Origin of the sequence: Streptomyces sp. CB02959 (assembly GCF_002803155.1) — a bacterium.
Lineage (GTDB): Bacteria > Actinomycetota > Actinomycetes > Streptomycetales > Streptomycetaceae > Streptomyces.
In genome coordinates, this window is the sequence record NZ_NNBP01000027.1 from 119,835 (window position 1) to 132,747 (window position 12,913).

Sequence of the window (12,913 nt, forward strand, 5' to 3'; positions counted from 1 at the left end):
GCCGATTCCTCGAAAACCCCCAGCGCCCTTTCCGGACGGTGAATTTCGAGGACTTCGGCACCCATGCAGATCCAGCACACCCTGAACATCGGCATTCTCGCGCACGTCGACGCGGGTAAGACCAGCCTGACCGAGCGTCTGCTGTTCGACACCGGCACCATCGGCCGGCTCGGCAGCGTCGACGCCGGTGACACCCAGACCGACACCGGCGCCATCGAGCGGCAGCGCGGCATCACCGTGCGCTCGGCGGTGGCCTCCTTCACGGCCGGCGCCACGCAGGTCAATCTGATCGACACCCCCGGACACTCCGACTTCGTCGCCGAGGTGGAGCGCGTCCTCGGCGTCCTGGACGGCGCCGTGCTGGTGCTGTCCGCCGTCGAGGGCGTCCAGGCACACACCCGCGTCCTGATGCGGACGCTGCGGGAGATGCGACTCCCGGTGCTGCTCTTCGTCAACAAGATCGACCGTCCGGGCGCCCGCGGGGACGCGCTCCTCGCCGACATCCGGCGCAAGCTGGCGCCGCACCTCGTCCCCATGACGGCGGTGCGGGATCTCGGCACACCGTCGGCCCGCGCGCTCCCGCGGGCGCTCGACGACGAGCCGGAGTTCCGCACCCGCGTCGCCGAAACACTCGCCGAGGTCGACGACGCCCTGCTCGCCCGCGTCGTGGACGGCCCGTTCCCCACGCCGGACGAGCTGCACACCGCACTCGCCGAGCACACCCGGAACGGCCGGGTGCACCCCGTCCAGTTCGGCTCGGCGCGCAGCGGACAGGGCATCGGAGCGCTCATCGACGGCATCACCGGGCTGCTCAGGCCGGCGCCCACCGACGGCGGCGCGGACCCGGCCGGTGCGGCGCCCCCGCGCGGCACGGTGTTCGCCGTCGAGCGCGGACCGTCCGGGAAGAAGACCGCCTACGTGCGCCTGTTCTCCGGCACGTTGGCCGCCCGCCGGCGCGTGACCCTCCACCGGAACGGCCCGGACGGCGCACCCCTGGCGTACCCGGGCCAGATCACCTCCCTGCACGTCGTCGGAGGCTCCGGCCACGGCGGCGACGGCACCCGGCACTTGGCCGCGGGCGACATCGGGAAGCTCGGCGGCCTGCCCGAGGCCCGGGTCGGCGACCGGCTCACCGACCCTGCCGGACGGGACGACGGCCCGCGCCCACCGCACTTCCCCGCCCCGACCCTCCGGACGCTGGTGCGCCCCCGGCACCGGACACCCGGCGCGGCGGCCCGCCTGTACGCGGCGCTGCAGCGCCTCGCCGAGCAGGACCCGCTCATCCATGCCTGTGCCGGGCCCGACGGCGCCACGTCTGTGCTGCTCTACGGCGAGATCCAGAAGGAGATCCTCGCGGCGACCCTCGCCGACGACTTCGGGATCGAGGCGGTCTTCGAACCCAGCCGGACCGTCTGCCTGGAACGCCCCGTGGGCGTCGGCGAGGCGTACGAGGAGATGGGCCGGCAGGCAGCCAGTCCCAGCGGTTTCGTGGCCACCATCGGGCTGCGCGTCGAGCCCGCGCGCCGGAATTCCGGCGTCGCGTTCCGGTACGAAACCGAATTGGGCGCCCTCCCGCACGCCTTCCACACCGCCATCGAGGAGACCGTGCACACCGCTCTCCGCACCGGTCCGCACGGCTGGGCGGTCACCGACTGCACCGTCACCCTCATCCGCTCGGGCTTCGCCAGTCCGGTGAGTACCGCGAGCGACTTCCGGGGCCTGACCCCGGTGGTCCTCGGCCGCGCCCTGGAGCGCGCCGGCACGCAGGTCTACGAGCCCTGCCACGCGTTCGACGTGGACATCCCGCTCGATACGCTGCCGGCCGTCGCCTCGTGCCTCGCCGCTCTGGGGGCGGACATCGAGGACACCGCGGGCGGGCTGACGTCGTGGCTGGTCAAGGGATCGATCCCGGCCAGTCGGGTGCGTTCCGCCGAACACCGGTTGCCGGGCCTGACCCGTGGTGAGGCCCTGTGGTGGTCCCGGCCTGCCGGGGACCGGCCCGTGGGCCGCGCGGCCGCCCGGGCACTCGGGCGCTGATCCGCGGCCCGCACGCGCGGCGCGACGATCGAATCTCCTTGCGCGGACCGGCTGCCGGCCGGTCCGCCACGGCCCCCGTAATGCGCCGGAGAAAAGAAAAAACCCCGACGCATCCGCATGCGATCGAGGTTTGACAACCGGGGTATTTCTCCGCGTATATTGAGCGTTTGCATATCGCGAGAAAAGCAACCCAATTCATTTCACTACGGCACAGTCTATTCGAGCGGAGCTGAATTGTCAAACGAGGAATTGCGTAAGGAGCAGGAATTCATGGACCTGCTCCACGAACGCCTCGACGCCCTGCGATCCGGGGCACGGGCGGCCATGGACCGAGCCCTCCCCCAGACCGGGGGAACGTTCCAGGCACGGCTGGAACGGGACGTGATGGTCGCCGAACAGCAGGAGCTGCTGGCCGGTTTCGAGGCCGGGGAACACGGGCTGTGCTTCGGCCGGCTGGCGTTCCGGGACGGCCGCGACCACCACATCGGCCGGATCGGCATCCGGCGTGCCGACGCCGAACGCACTCCGCTGGTCATCGACTGGCGGGCCGACGTCGCCCGCCCCTTCTACCTCGCCACCGGGCACACCCCGATGGGACTGCGGCGCCGACGCCACCTCACCACCCAGGGCCGCCGGGTCACCGCACTGCACGACGAGATCCTGGACCTGGCAGACGGCGAACGCAGCGGCCACGAAGGGGCGGACGCGGACGCCATCCTGCTGGCCTCGCTGGACGCGGCACGCACCGGCCGGATGCACGACATCGTGCAGACCATCCAGGCCGACCAGGACCGCATCATCCGCGCCCCGCACGATGGCGTCCTCGTCGTGGAAGGCGGTCCGGGCACCGGCAAGACGGTCGTGGCACTGCACCGGGCCGCGTATCTGCTGTACGCGCACCGCGAGCAACTCGCCCGCCGCGCGGTACTGATCGTCGGGCCCAACCCGGCGTTCCTCGGCTACATCGGCCAGGTGCTGCCGTCGCTCGGCGAGACGGGCGTACTGCTGGCGACGCCGGGCGAGCTGTTCCCCGGCGTGACCGCCACCGGTACCGACACGCCCCGCGCCGCCGAGATCAAGGGCGCCGCGGCGATGGCGGACGTCCTCGCGCGCTTCGTGGCCGATCGGCAGACGCTTCCCGACCCCGCCCTCGTCATCGACCACGACGACGGCGAACTGCACCTGGACGCGGAGATCGCGGACCGGGCCCGCCGGCAGGCCCGGGCCACCCTGCTGCCGCACAACCTCGCCCGCCCGCACTTCGCGTTCCACGTGATCGACGCGCTCACCGCCCAACTCACCGAGCGGCTCGGCGCCGACCCCTACGGCGGCCCCAACCTCCTCGGCCCGGACGACATCGCCCAGCTCGGCAAGGCCATCGCCACCAGCCGCGACGTGCACCGCGCCATCGAGGAGCTGTGGCCGTCCCTCACCCCGCAGCAGCTCGTCGCCGACTTCCTGGCCGAACCGGTCCACCTCCCCGACGCCGACGCGGCGGCGATCCGCCGCACGGAGGGTGCCTGGACCCCGGCGGACGTCGCGCTGCTGGACGAGGCGGCCGAACTCCTCGGCGAGGACGACGCGGCCGCCCGGGCCGCCGCCGAGGCGGAACGCCAGGAACTCATCGCCTACGCACAGGGCGTGCTGGACCTCTCGTACGGTTCGCGCACGCAGGAGTTCGAGGACCGGGAGGACGAGGATTCGGAGGTGCTGGCCGCGCACGACCTGATCGACGCGGACCGGCTCGCCGAACGCCAGGAGGAGGCGGATCACCGCAGCGCCGCCGAACGCGCCGCGGCCGACCGCACCTGGGCCTTCGGCCACGTCATCGTCGACGAGGCGCAGGAGCTCTCCCCCATGCTGTGGCGGCTGCTGATGCGTCGCTGCCCGACCCGCTCGATGACCCTGGTCGGCGATCCCGCGCAGACCTCGGAACCGGGTGGCTGCGGTGCCTGGGAGACGATCCTCGCACCGCACGTCGAGGACCGTTGGGAACACGTCCGGCTCGGCGTCAACTACCGCACGCCGAACGAGATCATGACGGTCGCGGCGGAGGTTCCCCGGACCGCCGACCCGTCCTTCGTCCCGCCGCAGTCGATCCGCTCCACCGGCGTCCACCCGTGGGCCGAGCGCACCGACGACCTGCCGCGGGCGGTCGCGGCGGCGGTGGCGCGCGAGACCGGGCACGACGCCCAGGGCCGGATCGCCGTGATCGCGCCGCGCGAGCGCTGCGCCGCCCTGGCGGCCGCCCTCCCGGCCGCGTCCGCCGGCCCCGCCCCCGACCTGACCCGGCCGGTGGTGGTCCTCGACCCGCGCCAGGCCAAGGGGTTGGAGTTCGACACCGTCCTGGTGGCGGAGCCGGCGGAGTTCGGGACGAGCGATCTGTACGTCGCGCTCACCCGGGCCACGCAGCGGTTGGGGGTGCTCCACACGGGCGCGTTGCCGGCCGGGTTGGCCGGGTTGGCGGGCTGACCGGCGGCGGGACGCGGAGAGCCGGGTGCGGGCCCTCGCCGTAGGGGCGTACGGCGAGGGCCCGGGCGGTGCGTCGGCGACCGCCCGGGACACGGCGGCGGGCGGCGGTCACGAGCCCGTCACCGGCGAGGAGAACAGAACCACAGTTACTGTCGCGGCAGCTGTGACAACGGCCGAAATACGGGCCGACTTCATGCAGTGAACCCTCTTGTCCAAGAATTACCCAAAAGCTGTCATTGGCGGGGCAAAGCAGACGTAAGGTGATGTGATCAGCGGGGTAGTCGCATGCCACGGCAGCGACCCCGCCCCCCACCGCATCCGACACCTCGCCTTCCAGGCAGGCCACGGAGGAGACAAGGATGACCCGTCACCACCGCCGCACCCTCCACTCCGCTCTCATCGGCGCCGTCGCAGTGACCTCGCTGGGCATCACCGCAGCACCGGCCTCGGCGAAGTCCTCCCTCTCCTTCACCACCGGCCCCCGCTCGGTGGGCCTGGGCGGACTCGTCCACGCCTCCGCCAAGGCGAGCGACGACAACTCCTCGTTCAACAAGGTCTGCGTACAGCAACGCTGGACGGCCGCTGCGTGGCACAACGTGGCGTGCTCCAAGCCGGCGCGCCGCGCCGGTGGCACCGTCAACGTCGGCCTGCGCGTCAAGCAGCGGGGCCATCTGCACCTGCGTGCGGTCCTCTTCGAAGGCCGCTCGCCCCAGGACAAGCACCCCAGGGCGCGCTCGGCCTCCCACCCGGTCACCGTCACGGTCCACTGAGCCCCCTCCGAGGGGCCGCGGCCGACCGATGACGGCCTCGACGCCGCCGGACCGGCCACGCCCAGGCATGCCGAACTCCGGTTCGCTGCCGCTCATCCAGGCGTGGAACAATTGCGTTATGTCGGTTTCTGTACAGATTTACCGGGAGTGCGGGGCGGTCCCCGAGTTCTGGTCCGATGACCGGACGTTCGCGGTGGTGGTGGCGCGGGACGCCGAGTCGGTCATCGGCTCCCTCGTGGTGCTGGACTTGGGGGCGGACGACCCCGATCTCCGCTTCGTGGGTGTGGTGGCGGGATCCGTTGACGTGCGGGTGCCGTTGGTGGAGGTGGCGGCGCCGGCGGTGCGGGACGCCGGGGGGCGGACCCTTCGGTGGGTCGAGGAGACGGGCGAGATGTCGCTCGGTGCCGCTGCCGCGCTGGAGCAGTTGGGCGCGGTGGCCGGGGACGAGGTCCATCGCTGGTGGCGGAGGGAACTGCCGCCGGAGCGGTCCGACGCCCCGGGCGGCCGGGGGACCGCGTCGCCGGCCGCGGAGGGCGCCCACTTCCGGGTGGGGATGGGTGACGCCTGGTGCGAGGTGGAGGTGGACCGCGACCGGGCGGTGCTGATGCACGACCGACAGGAGGAAGGCACGGCCGATGCGCTGGCGGCGCTGGTGTCGTTGGCGGTGCGTCAGGTGACGGCGGAGTCTTCCGGGATCCGAGCGGTGGAGACGGGTGTGGCACCCGGGGACGACGTCTTCGAGACGGCCCTCGTCTCGCTGGGTTTCGCACCGACGACCCGGCGGGCCGTCGAATACCACCTGGCGTTGGGCACCTGACGGGCATCGGCCCGGATGAGGGGGCGGAGGGGGCGGTGGGGGCGTTGCGGCCTGGTCGACGCCCCCCTCCGGGGAGTCGGGGCAGGCCCCGAACAGCGCGGCACCGCTCTCAACACCCCACGTTCCGCGTCGAGTTCAGCGGAACACCGCCACATGCTCCCGCATCCACGAGCGGAAGGTGCGCGTCGGCGTGCCGGTGAGCTCGGCCACCGTGGACGGTTTCGGTCATGATCGGCTCAGCCGCGGGCGGGCGGCGCGTATTCCGCACGGCGGTGCGTGGTCGGTGGCGGCGCCGCAGGCATGGCGGGCGAGGGGCGGGCGCCTGCGGCGGAGAGCGGGCGGGCGCGGCCCGCTCAATCGATCTATACAGACGTCTTAGACAAACGTATTAGCTCCCTGTACTGTTCGGGCATCAGGCGCTCCGGAAGGTCCCGTTGCGCCGGCCTCGGTGTCAGGGGCAACCACATGAGGGGGATGGCGATGTCCGAATCGACTCTGGATCACCGCTTCGTACGGTCCGAACTGTCCATCGGCGGACGCCGGTTGTCGTACGTCGACTTCGGCGGGGACGGCCGTCCGCTGATCGCGCTGCACGGCCATCTGTCCGAGGGCGCCACCTTCGCCCACCTCGCCCGGGAACTCGCCCCCGCTTGGCGGCTGATCGCCCCGGACCAGCGCGGCCAGGGCGAGTCCGACCGCACCGGCGACTACAGCCGCGAGGGATACCTGGCCGACCTCCAAGCCCTCCTGGACCACCTCGCGCTGGACCGGGTGGTGCTGCTCGGGCACTCCCTGGGCGCCATCAACGCCTATCAGTTCGCGGCCCGCCACCCCGAACGTGTCAGCGCGCTGGTCGACGTCGAGGGCCCCGCCGCCCTCGGACTTGAGGGCCCGAACCCCCTCGCGTTCCTGCTCGACCTGCCTTTCCAGGCAGCCACCCGGGAGGCGCTGGTCGCCGGTCTGGGCCCGGCCGCCCCCTACTTCTCCGACCGGCTGCGGCAGCACGCAGACGGCGGTTGGCGACTGCCCTTCCACCCCGAGGACATGTACCGGTCCGAGGAGCACGTGCACGGCGACCACTGGGACGACTGGACGGCCGGCACCTGTCCCGCCCTGCTGGTCCACGGCACCAAGGGGGTCATCCCGCCCGAGCAGGTGCGCGCCATGGCCGAACGCCGCCCCGGCACCACGGTGGCCGAACTGGACGGCGACCATCTGCTGCCCGCCACCGCTCCGGAGGCGCTGGCCGCCGCGGTCCGGGACTTCCTCGCGACGCTGTAGGCGCGGCGGCACCGCGGTCCGGCCGGTTGGCGGCGGGCGTTCCGGCCGGGGCGTCCGCCACCACCCGGCCGTACGCGCCGCCCCCACGCCATTCCCGCGATCGCCGCCCGCGGTGTCCGAGACTGGCCTCGGAAACGCGCCCCGCGGTACCGACCGCAGGCGCCCGAAGGGCCAGGCCCCGGTCGCGACGGAGGAACGCATGGCGGAGGAGGACCGTGACACGCCGGCCCCGGTGCCCGGGACGGCCGGCGACGAGCGGCGGTTGCGCTACGAACTGCTGAGCTGTGCGCTGCACGGTCACCATCTCGAAGGCGTGACAGCGGAACGGGTGCGGCCGGCCGACACCCTGCTGGTCCGCGAGGACCCGGACGGACTGCGCTGGCACCGCTGCCTGCGGTGCGACGCCTGGGTGCCGGTGTCCCCGCCACGGCAGCCGGACCGTCCGCACCCACCCGACCGGCACGAGATCACCCTCCCGTTGCGTGGCAGGCCGCTGCGCGCCCGCTACGTCCTGCGGCTGATCGCGCTCGACCGGCTGCTGCACTTCGTGGTGCTCGGGACGCTGGCCGCCGGCATCCTGATCTTCGCGGACAAACGCGCCAGTCTCCAGGCACCGTTCTACCGGTTCATGGACCTGCTGCAGAACGGCGTGGGCGGTACCGGCGGCGTCTCCGAACGCGGCCTGCTCGGCGAGGTGGCCAAGGCGTTCGCGGTGCGCTCCTCGACGTTGTGGCTGATCGGGCTGGTGATCGCCGCATATGCGCTGTTGGAGGGGGTCGAGGCGGTCGGCCTGTGGCGCGGCAGGCGGTGGGCGGAGTACCTCACCTTCGTCGCCACCACCGTCCTGCTGGTTCCGGAGGTCTACGAGCTGACCTCCCGGGTGACCGTCACCAAGGTCCTCACCCTGATCATCAACCTCGCGGTGGTGGTCTACCTGCTCTTCGCCAAGCGGCTGTTCGGGGTGCGCGGGGGCGGCCGGGCGGAGGCCGCCGAGCGCGCACGGGACGTCAGTTGGGAAGCACTGGAGCGGGTGCCGCCCGCCCGGACCACGGACTGAGCGCCACCGGCACCGGTCAGGGGCAGGGGCAGGGTCGGTCGGCATCAGCCGGCGTCAGTGGGATCGGCCGGTGCCGGTGGGATCGGCCGGTGTCGGTGGCAACGAGCGACCAGCGACCAGCGACCAGCGACCAGCGAGAGGAATTCTCGACCGGCGAGCGGGCGTCCAAACGTACGGGGGAGGCCGGCGACCGGCCTCCCCCGCGCGCACCTACCCCACCGTCAGCTCAGGCCGAGCGCCTCGCGGACGGTGGCGAACAGGTCGGTCTGGTTCGTGACGCCGAGGACCCGGTACGCCTGCGGGCCCTGGGCGGCGATCCGCACCTGGGTGCCGGTGTGCTCCTGCGACTGGCCCGGGGTGTTGGTCGAGTAGTTGACCTTCAGCTGCTGGCCCTCGTTGGTGACGAGGGTGGAGGACAGGCCGGGCGGGGTGGCCTCCAGGGGCACGATCTGGCTGGTGTGGCCGTGGTCGGCGGTGGTCACCACGAGGGTGTCGGGGTGCTTGGCCGCGTAGTCGCGGGCCACCTTCACCGCACGGTCGAACGCGGCCGTCTCGCCGATCTGCCCGCAGGGGTCGGCCGCGTGGTCCTGCTTGTCGATCGACGCGCCCTCGACCTGGAGGAAGAAGCCCTTCTTGGAGTCCTTCTGCTTGGCTTCCAGCAGCCGGATCGCCTGGGTGGCCGAATCGGCGAGGCTCGGGGTGGCCGACGAGCGCTTGGGGTTGGAGGTCACGCACCGCTGCGGGTCGGTCCCGCCGACCGCCGCCGGCTTGCCGGTCCACTCGGTCGGCACGTTGCCGGGCGAGAACAGGCCGAGGACCGGCTTGCCCGCCTTGGCGCCCTTCAGCTCCGTGGTGTCGGTGACGACCTGGTAGCCCAGCTTCTCGGCCTGTTCGGTGACCGTCAGGCCCTTGTACGTGCCGTCGGTGACCTTCTGGTCGAACCGCTGCTTCCCGCCGCCGAGGAGGACGTCGACCTTGTGGTTGACGGACTGCTCGGCGATCGAGCCCGGACCGCCCTTGGCGAGGGTGTCGGTGGGGCACTTGGCCATGTCGCCGGGCCCCTGGCAGGAGCGGTCGGTGGCGTGCGAGGCGAGCACCGCCGGGGTGGCGTCGGTGAGTTCCGCGGTGGTGACGCTTCCGGTGGCGTAGCCGTTCTTCTGCGCCAGTTCGAGGATGGTGGGGACGGCCTTGTCGGTGTCCGGGGTCTTGGAGATCCGGCCGTTGACGGTCTTGCGGCCGGTCGCCCAGCCGGAACCGCTCGCGGCGGAGTCGGTCACGTAGTCCGGGGTGCCGTCGGAGTGGACCGCGTACGTCGTGTAGGCGCCGGTGAGCGGGAACGCGTCCATGTTCAGGCGGCCGTTGGCGCCGACCACGTAGTCGCGGGCCAGCGTGATCTCGGAGTCCCCCATACCGTCACCGATCAGCAGGATGACGTTCTTCGCCTTGCCGCCCTTGATGGCGTGCTGGGCCTGCTGCGTGGTGTCGGAGGCGCCGGCCGCGGTGGTCACGGCCACGGCGGCCGCGGTGGCGGCGACCAGGGCGGTGGCGGTCACGACGTGCCGGCGGGAGGGTCTGTGCATGGAACGACTCCTTGAAGCGTTCGGGGAACGGGGTATCTGGTCCAACGCGCCCCAGCCCACCAGCTGTTGGTGAACCGGAAGTGACGCGCCGACAGCACCGCCGCATCCGGGACGTAACGGCACGGCGCGGGACCGGCAGCGGCGGGGCGCGCGTCGGCCGACGAAGGGCCCCACACCGGGGTGGGGCCCTCCCTCCCGGACACCCGACCGCCGCTCAGGCCCCGGCGAGCAGACGTTCGGTGCTGCGTCGGAGCCGGCGCGCCGCCGCCAGCTCGTCCCCGGTGCCGTCCAGTCCGAGCGGCACGCCCTGCACGAAGGCGCTCAGCGGCGCCTCGGGCGGGGCGTCCAGCAGCGCGGCGAGCGGCCGCACGGCGTCCTCGACCGTCTGCGCGGAGCGCCGGATGGCATCGACCTGGGCCTGCACGGCCGGGGTGTACTGCCCGGAGAAGCTGGTGTTGACCGTGCCCGGGTTGACCAGCACGTACCGGGCCCGGGCCGCCGGCCGGGCGTCCGCGAAGCCGAGTCCGAGCAGGTCGTTGAGGCGCCCGCCCTGTGCCAGTGCCCGCTGCCCGTCGTACCCGCGGGCGAGTTGGAGGTCGTCCCAGGCGATCTCGCCGGTACCGCCCGGCCCGGCGACGTTGAGGATCACCGGCCGGTCGGCGGCTTCGAGCGGTTCGACGAGGCCGTGGCTCAGCAGGAAGCGGCTCAGGTAGAAGTGCGCGAAGGTGTTCTCGAAGCCCTCGGTGGTGACCAGGCGGGTGGTCCGGAAGTGCCTGGCACAGAGCACCAGCGCGTCGATCCTGGCGAACGACGCCCGAAGGCCGTCGAGCACCGCCCGGTTCTCGGCCATCAGGCCGAGTTCGGCTTGCAGGAAGTGCGCCCGCTCGGCCGCCCCGCGCTCCCGGGCCGCCGCGAGCCAGGCCGCTCCCTTCTCGGCGTTGCGGCCGACGACCACCACCTCGTCGCCCCGCCCCAGGCACCGGAGGGCGAGTGCCTTGCCGATACCGTCCGTGCCCCCGGTGATGACGTACGTCTTCACCCTCGCCCTCCCGTTTCCCCGGTGCCGTTCGCCCGGTCGCGTCGCTCGCTGCTCGGTCGGTGGTTCACAGGAACCGTGCCGCGATCTTCTCGGGGGTGAGGTGCACGGTGACCAGTTCCGGGAGACTGCGGTACACCTCCGGGTTGTGCTCGGCGTAGGTCAACCCGGTGTATTTGACGGCCAGTTCGTCCATCCGCCGGCGGCTGCCGGCACTCTCGAACCGCGCGGTTCCGCTGATCACCGCGTAGCCGTACGGCTCGTCCGGCGGGTTCACCGACACGCTCAGCCGGGGGTCGGGCCGCAGGTTGCGGATCTTGCGCTTGTCCACGCCGGTGACGAAGAACAGGTCGTCGGCGTCGCGCCCCACCCACACCACCGACTGGTGCGGGCTGCCGTCCGGCTGAAGGGTCGCCACCGTACCGAAGACCGGGGAATCGAGGAGGTCTTTCAACTTCTCGGACATACGGGCTGAACTCACTGAGCACTCCAGAGGTGAGGAACGAGGACGGGCGCGCCACCGAGCGGGCACGCCACCGGGCGGACCGGCACGACGACCGGGGGACCAACCGCCACGACTATGTGACAGTTACAGCGTGAACCGCAAGAGAAATGTGTCAGCTTCTGGCCAGACGGCCCCACTCCTGCCTAAGCTCCGAGCACGATGAGAGCTGACGCGGCACGCAACCTGGACGCGGTCCTCCAGACCGGAGCACGCCTACTGGCGCACGACCCCTCGACGAGCATCGCGGCGATCGCCACCGCCGCGGGCGTGGACCGGCGCACCGTCTACCGCCGCTTCGACAGCCGCGAAGCGCTGATGGCAGCCGTGTACACCGCGAAGCTCGACGCCTGCGAAACGGTCCTCGCACAGGCCCGACTGACCGAGGCACCGGTGACCGTGGCACTGCACCGGTACGCGGAGGGCATCATCACCGCCAGCCGGAAATGGCCGGTGGACCTGCGGCAGGTGCCCGACGAGGCGGGAACCGCCCGCCTCGATCGACTGCTCCAGCACCTGGACGCGTTCATCGCCCGCGCCGTCCGCGAGGGCGTCATCCGCCCGGGGCTACCGGACCGTTGGGCACGCACCCTGCTGACGCACCTCACGAACATGGCTTCCCACGAGATGCCCGACCTGACCCCCGCACAGGGAGCCGACATGGTGACCCAGTCCCTGCTCGCCGGACTGGGACCGGCCTGACGGCGGTCCGGACCGCCGGCCGGCCGCCCCGCGCCGGGAGCCGGGACCGCATCCGACGCCCACGCCGGGCCCCGCCGCTCCCCTGCCGTTCACCGCAACCACCCCCCGTCCTTACTGCCGATTTATGGCTCCTTTGAGCACTATGGGTGCGTCTTGGCAACTTTCCTGTGCCTCAGGACGCCTGAGGAAGAGTCAAAGGACCAGCAGTGCGCTCATTCGTCATCCCGTTGCCCGTCGCTGCAGTCGCTTCGCCGGGGCATCGGGGCTGACCGCCGTGACGACGTCTCCACAACCCACCGCGACGACGCTGCCGCCCGTCCCCCCGAAGCCCTCCCGGCGCCCGGCACCCGAGCCGCGCCGCCGTTCCGCACCGTGGTTGCGGCCGACCATCCGGATCCGGCTCACGCTGCTGTACGGCGGCATGTTCCTGATGGCCGGCGTCGTCCTGCTCGCGCTGATCTTCTTCCTGACCGCCGACACCCTCAAGAAGGGCACCCCCGACTTCCGGGTCTTCGGCACCGACCTCAGGGTCAGCAACGTCAACTGCCCCATCCTGCCGATGTCCGGCACGGTCGACGAGATCAACAAGGCGATCAGCACCTGCATCCAGGACCAACGCGCCCTGGCCCTGGGCCAGTTCCTCAACCGTTCGTTGCTGG

10 protein-coding genes and 1 pseudogene are annotated in these 12,913 nt (G+C 72.1%); 8 read left to right on the forward strand and 3 right to left on the reverse strand.

Translation table 11 applies throughout. From position 1 onward, the window contains the following. Positions 1-63 precede the first annotated feature (63 nt). From otr(A) to CG747_RS35125, 6 genes are all read left to right on the forward strand, one after another. Positions 64-2,037, forward strand: a complete 1,974-nt coding sequence (otr(A), locus tag CG747_RS35100) for a tetracycline resistance ribosomal protection protein Otr(A) (protein ID WP_100605928.1) — start codon at positions 64-66, stop codon at positions 2,035-2,037. A gap of 270 nt (positions 2,038-2,307) precedes the next feature. Beyond that, positions 2,308-4,509: a DNA/RNA helicase domain-containing protein gene (locus CG747_RS35105; RefSeq protein WP_257980947.1), complete on the forward strand. Its 2,202-nt coding sequence runs from the start codon at positions 2,308-2,310 to the stop codon at positions 4,507-4,509. A gap of 359 nt (positions 4,510-4,868) precedes the next feature. Further along, positions 4,869-5,279 carry a hypothetical protein gene (locus CG747_RS35110; RefSeq protein ID WP_100605930.1) on the forward strand — a complete coding sequence of 137 codons (411 nt, stop codon included), beginning with the start codon at positions 4,869-4,871 and terminating at the stop codon, positions 5,277-5,279. A gap of 118 nt (positions 5,280-5,397) precedes the next feature. Then, positions 5,398-6,096, forward strand: coding sequence for a hypothetical protein (locus CG747_RS35115; RefSeq protein WP_100605931.1), 699 nt, complete (start codon positions 5,398-5,400; stop codon positions 6,094-6,096). Positions 6,097-6,576: 480 nt separating this feature from the next. Beyond that, positions 6,577-7,377, forward strand: a complete 801-nt coding sequence (locus CG747_RS35120) for an alpha/beta fold hydrolase (protein ID WP_100605950.1) — start codon at positions 6,577-6,579, stop codon at positions 7,375-7,377. Positions 7,378-7,576: 199 nt separating this feature from the next. Beyond that, positions 7,577-8,434, forward strand: coding sequence for a DUF2127 domain-containing protein (locus CG747_RS35125; protein WP_100605932.1), 858 nt, complete (start codon positions 7,577-7,579; stop codon positions 8,432-8,434). Between the two features lie 221 nt (positions 8,435-8,655). On the opposite strand, the gene CG747_RS35130 is transcribed toward CG747_RS35125, so the two are convergent. The 3 genes from CG747_RS35130 to CG747_RS35140 form a co-directional block, all read right to left on the reverse strand. Beyond that, positions 8,656-10,014 (reverse strand): alkaline phosphatase, encoded by a 1,359-nt coding sequence (locus CG747_RS35130; protein WP_100605933.1) that lies wholly within the window; start codon positions 10,012-10,014, stop codon positions 8,656-8,658. A 214-nt stretch (positions 10,015-10,228) separates the two neighbouring features. After that, positions 10,229-11,053: an SDR family NAD(P)-dependent oxidoreductase gene (locus CG747_RS35135; protein WP_100605934.1), complete on the reverse strand. Its 825-nt coding sequence runs from the start codon at positions 11,051-11,053 to the stop codon at positions 10,229-10,231. A gap of 64 nt (positions 11,054-11,117) precedes the next feature. Then, complete coding sequence (locus CG747_RS35140) at positions 11,118-11,516, reverse strand: PPOX class F420-dependent oxidoreductase (protein ID WP_100605935.1); 399 nt, start codon at positions 11,514-11,516, stop codon at positions 11,118-11,120. Between the two features lie 198 nt (positions 11,517-11,714). Between CG747_RS35140 and CG747_RS35145 the strand changes: the two genes are divergently transcribed. Together CG747_RS35145 and CG747_RS35155 are read left to right on the forward strand one after the other, a co-directional pair. Then, the gene (locus CG747_RS35145; protein WP_100605936.1) at positions 11,715-12,254 is read left to right on the forward strand and encodes a TetR family transcriptional regulator; all 540 of its coding nucleotides are present in this window, start codon (positions 11,715-11,717) and stop codon (positions 12,252-12,254) included. A gap of 376 nt (positions 12,255-12,630) precedes the next feature. Beyond that, a pseudogene (locus tag CG747_RS35155) lies at positions 12,631-12,913 on the forward strand (two-component sensor histidine kinase); the annotation flags it as partial.

Excerpts from the sequence above, each read along its gene's own strand:
- CG747_RS35105 (WP_257980947.1), top strand. The coding sequence starts at position 2,308 with ATGGACCTGCTCCACGAACGCCTCGACGCCCTGCGATCCGGGGCACGG.
- CG747_RS35110 (WP_100605930.1), top strand. The coding sequence starts at position 4,869 with ATGACCCGTCACCACCGCCGCACCCTCCACTCCGCTCTCATCGGCGCC.
- CG747_RS35115 (WP_100605931.1), top strand. The coding sequence starts at position 5,398 with ATGTCGGTTTCTGTACAGATTTACCGGGAGTGCGGGGCGGTCCCCGAG.
- CG747_RS35120 (WP_100605950.1), top strand. The coding sequence starts at position 6,577 with ATGTCCGAATCGACTCTGGATCACCGCTTCGTACGGTCCGAACTGTCC.
- CG747_RS35125 (WP_100605932.1), top strand. The coding sequence starts at position 7,577 with ATGGCGGAGGAGGACCGTGACACGCCGGCCCCGGTGCCCGGGACGGCC.
- CG747_RS35130 (WP_100605933.1), bottom strand. The coding sequence starts at position 10,014 with ATGCACAGACCCTCCCGCCGGCACGTCGTGACCGCCACCGCCCTGGTC.
- CG747_RS35140 (WP_100605935.1), bottom strand. The coding sequence starts at position 11,516 with ATGTCCGAGAAGTTGAAAGACCTCCTCGATTCCCCGGTCTTCGGTACG.
- CG747_RS35145 (WP_100605936.1), top strand. The coding sequence starts at position 11,715 with ATGAGAGCTGACGCGGCACGCAACCTGGACGCGGTCCTCCAGACCGGA.